This is a genomic window from Halorhodospira neutriphila, from assembly GCF_016584055.1.
GTDB classification, from domain to species: domain Bacteria; phylum Pseudomonadota; class Gammaproteobacteria; order Nitrococcales; family Halorhodospiraceae; genus Halorhodospira; species Halorhodospira neutriphila.
In genome coordinates this window covers 1-3764 of the sequence record NZ_NRSH01000172.1, presented here as the reverse complement: position 1 = coordinate 3764, position 3764 = coordinate 1, and the positions used below count along the sequence as shown (strand labels likewise).

The 3764-nt window shown below is 76.0% G+C and carries 2 protein-coding genes and 1 pseudogene; all 3 read left to right on the top strand.

All coding sequences use genetic code 11. The annotated features are described in order from the left end of the window. The coding region (locus CKO13_RS11190) for an LPS-assembly protein LptD (RefSeq protein WP_200261007.1) at positions 1-2256 on the top strand (2256 nt) is incomplete at its 5' end. A gap of 23 nt (positions 2257-2279) precedes the next feature. Then, the gene (locus CKO13_RS11185; protein WP_338034643.1) at positions 2280-3575 is read left to right on the top strand and encodes a peptidylprolyl isomerase; all 1296 of its coding nucleotides are present in this window, start codon (positions 2280-2282) and stop codon (positions 3573-3575) included. Further along, positions 3572-3764, top strand: a pseudogene (gene pdxA, locus CKO13_RS11180) (4-hydroxythreonine-4-phosphate dehydrogenase PdxA); the annotation flags it as partial. The gene CKO13_RS11185 and the pseudogene pdxA, both read left to right, overlap by 4 nt.

The following is a 3764-nucleotide window of genomic DNA, read 5'->3' as shown; positions in this document are numbered from 1 at the left end:
CCGGAGCTGCCCCGGGACCCCCAGCTGCTGCGCCGCGAGCAGCTCTGCGGCCCGCCGCTCGCGCCCGCGCCGCAGCCCGGTCAGCGCGCCCGGCGCGACGACCCCGGCACCCCGCTGGTCCTGCTCGCCGAGCGGATCTCCTTCAACGCCCTCCAGGCGCTCTACGAGCTGCGCGGCGACGCCGAGCTGCGCCGGCTCGACCAGCGCCTGCGCGCCGAGGCGCTGCGCCTCGACGACCAGGCGGGCGTGGCCACCGTGCCCGGGCGCTTCCGCTACACCGAGGCCGGGCTCCACCTGTGGGGCGAGGCGGGGCGCTTCGACCTCGAGGGCGACCGCATGGCCGTGGAGGCGGCCGAGTTCCGGCTCTACCCCTACCGCCACGGCCGGGCCCGGCGGCTGACCGGCGAGGGCGAGCGCGTGACGCGCCTCGAGGGGCTGCGCTACTCCACCTGCCCGCCGGGGCGCGAGGCGTGGTGGCTGCGCGCCAGCGCGCTGGAGCTCGACCACGAGGCCGGGGTGGGCCGGGCGCGCCACGCCCGCCTGGAGATCGCCGGCGTGCCGTGGCTCTACACCCCCTACCTGCAGTTCCCCATCGACGACCGCGCCCACAGCGGGCTGCTGCCGCCGAGCTTCGGGGAGTCGGAGCGCCACGGCAGCCACCTCACCGTGCCGGTCTACCTGCGCCTGGCCCCGAACTACGACCTCACCCTCGCCCCCACCTACTACTCCCGCCGCGGCCTCCAGGCCAACGCCGAGCTGCGCTACCTGGAGCGCCCCCTCAGCGGCGAGCTGGCCGTCGAGTACCTGCCCGACGACGCGGCCTACGCCGGGCAACGGCCCGGGGAGGCCGACACGGCCCGCTGGGGGGTCAACTGGCGGCACCGCGGCGACCTGCCGGCGGCGATCGACTACCGCATCGAGCTGGAGCGCGTCAGCGATCCCGCCTACCTCGACGACTTCTCCAGCGACCGGCTGGGCAGCAGCACCCGCGAGCTCGAGAGCCGCGCCCTCGTGGACCAGTCCATCGGCAGCCACGCCTGGCAGGCCGAGCTCCAGCACTGGCAGAACCTCCGCCCGGCGGGGCAGGCGGAGCCGTACCGGCGCTGGCCGGCGCTCACCTACCAGCACGACCCCGCGGAGCTGCCCGGCGGCCTCGCCTACCGCCTCGAGGGCGAGGCGGTGCGCTTCGCCCTCCCCGGCGGGGCCGAGGCGGGCCGCCCCACCGGGCGGCGCTACCACCTCAACCCGCGGCTCTCCTGGCCGGTGCGCGAGCAGGCCTTCTTCCTCGAGCCGGCCGTGAGCCTCCACCACACCCGCTACGAGCTCGAGCGCGCCGGGGCGCCGGCGGGCCCCGCCGAGGCCAGCCGCACCGTCCCCATCGCCAGCGTGGACGCCGGGATCTTCCTCGAGCGCCCCTTCAGCCTCGGCTCACGCCCCTTCCTGCAGACCCTCGAGCCGCGGATCTTCTACCTCTACGCCCCCTACCGGGAGCAGTCCGGCCTGCCGGTCTTCGACACCACCGAGCGGGGCAACACCGTCGCGCAGCTCTTCCAGGAGAACCGCTTCTCCGGGATCGACCGCATCGGCGACGCCAACCAGATCACCACCGCCGTGACCACGCGGGTGCTCGACATCACCGACGGCACCCAGCCCCTGCGCGCCAGCCTCGGCCAGGTCCACTACCTCGAGGACCGCCGGGTCACCCTCGGCGGCGACCCCGACGCCGAGCGGCTCACCGAGGCGCGCTCGGACCTCTTCGCCGACGCCGAGCTGCGCCTGCCCGGCAACCTGCGGCTGCGCGCCGAGTACCGCTACGACCCCGACCGCGGCGCGCGGGCCGGCTCGCGCTACACGGCGGACTGGCAGTACCGCCCCGGCCCGGCCTCGCTGGTCAACCTCGCCTACCGCGTCCGCGAGGAGACGGCCAGCGCCGGCGGCGAGCCGGTGGTCCAGCGCACCCAGGAGCTCATCGAGGCCTCGGCGGCCGCCCCGCTGAGCACCCACTGGCGGGCCGTGGGGCACTGGGCGTACTCGCGGCTGGAACGCAAGCACCTGGAGGTGGTCGCAGGGGTGGAGTACCGGCGCTGCTGCTGGGCGGTCCGCGGCACGGCACGGCGCTTCCGGAGCGACTTCGGCGAGCCGCTGGAGAACGCCTTCATGATCGAGCTCGAGCTCAGCGGCCTCGGCCGCTTCGGCCAGGGCACCACGGAGTTCTTCCAGGACGTAGTCCCGAGCTACGGCGAGACGGTATTCTAGGGCCCATGAAGATACGAGATGCAGTGACGCCGCTCGCGGGCAGGCTGGCCGTGCTCACCCTGCTGCTCGGGCTCTGCCTGCCGGCGGCGGGCGCCCGGGAGGCGCTCGACCGGATCGTGGCCGTCGCCGGCCAGGAGATCGTGCTCGCCTCCGAGCTCGAGCGCGAGGTCGACGAGCTCCAGGCCCGCTTCTACCAGCGGGGCCAGGGCGTCCCGCCGCGGGAGCAGCTGCGCCGGCAGGCCCTCGAGCGCCTGGTCATGCAGCGGCTGCAGCTCTCCCACGCCGAGCGCGTCGGCCTGCGCGTCGACGACGCCACCCTCGACGCCGCGATCGAGCGCATCGCCGCGCGCAACAACCTGACGCGCAGCCAGCTCCGCGACGCCCTCGCCCGCCAGGGCCGGGACTTCGCGAGCTTCCGCGAGGGCCTGCGCGAGGAGATCACCATCCGGCGGCTGCAGCAGTCCGTCGTCCAGCAGGAGGTCGAGGTCACCCCCGAGGAGGTCGACGCGGCGCTCGAGACGGCCGCCGAGCAGGGCGCCACCGAGTACCGGGTCGCCCACATCCGCGTCGGGACCCCGGAGGGGGCCTCGCCGGAGGCGCTCGAGCAGGCCCGGCGGCGCGCCGAGCGGCTGCGCCGGCAGGCCCTGGCCGAGGGCGCCGACTTCGCCACCCTCGCCCGCACCTTCTCCGACGCCGCCTCGGCCAGCGACGGCGGCAAGCTCGGCTGGCGGCTGCCCAGCCAGCTGCCCCAGGCGTTCGGCGACGTCGTCCCCGGCCTGGAAGCCGGCGAGGTCAGCCCCGTCGTCCAGGCCGCCGACGGCTTCCACATCATCAAGCTCCTCGACAGCCGCCGGGAGGGGGCGCAGATCGTCGAGGAGACGCGGGCGCGCCACATCCTCCTCGAGACCGGCTCGGGGGTCACCGACCGGGACGCCGAGCAGCGCCTGCGCGGCTTCCGCGAGCGCATCCGCAGCGGCGAGGCGAGCTTCGCCGAGCTCGCCCGGGCCCACTCCGACGACGAGGGCACCGCCAGCGGCGGCGGCGACCTCGGCTGGGTGCGCGGCGGCGAGCTCGCCGCCGCCCTCCAGGAGCGGGTCGAGGCCCTCGAGCCGGGCGAGATCAGCGAGCCGTTCCGGAGCCGCCAGGGCTGGCACCTCGTGCGCGTCGAGCAGCGCCGCGAGCTGGACAAGGCCGAGGAGCAGCGCCGCGCCCGGATCTCCCGGCAGATCCGCCAGCGCAAGAGCCAGGAGGCCCTGGAGCAGTGGCTGCGCAAGCTCCGCGAGGAGGCCTACGTCGACTACCGGCTGGAGGGGTCGTGAGCACGCCGCCGCGGATCGCCATCACCTGCGGCGAGCCGGCCGGCATCGGCTACGAGCTGGTCGCCGCCGCCGCGCAGCGCCCGCAGCGCGCCGAGCTCATCGCCATCGGCGACCCGGGGCTGCTCGCCGAGCGCGGCCGCGCCCTGGGCGACGCGGGGGCCCCCGCCCTGGAGACCCCCGCCTGGTCGC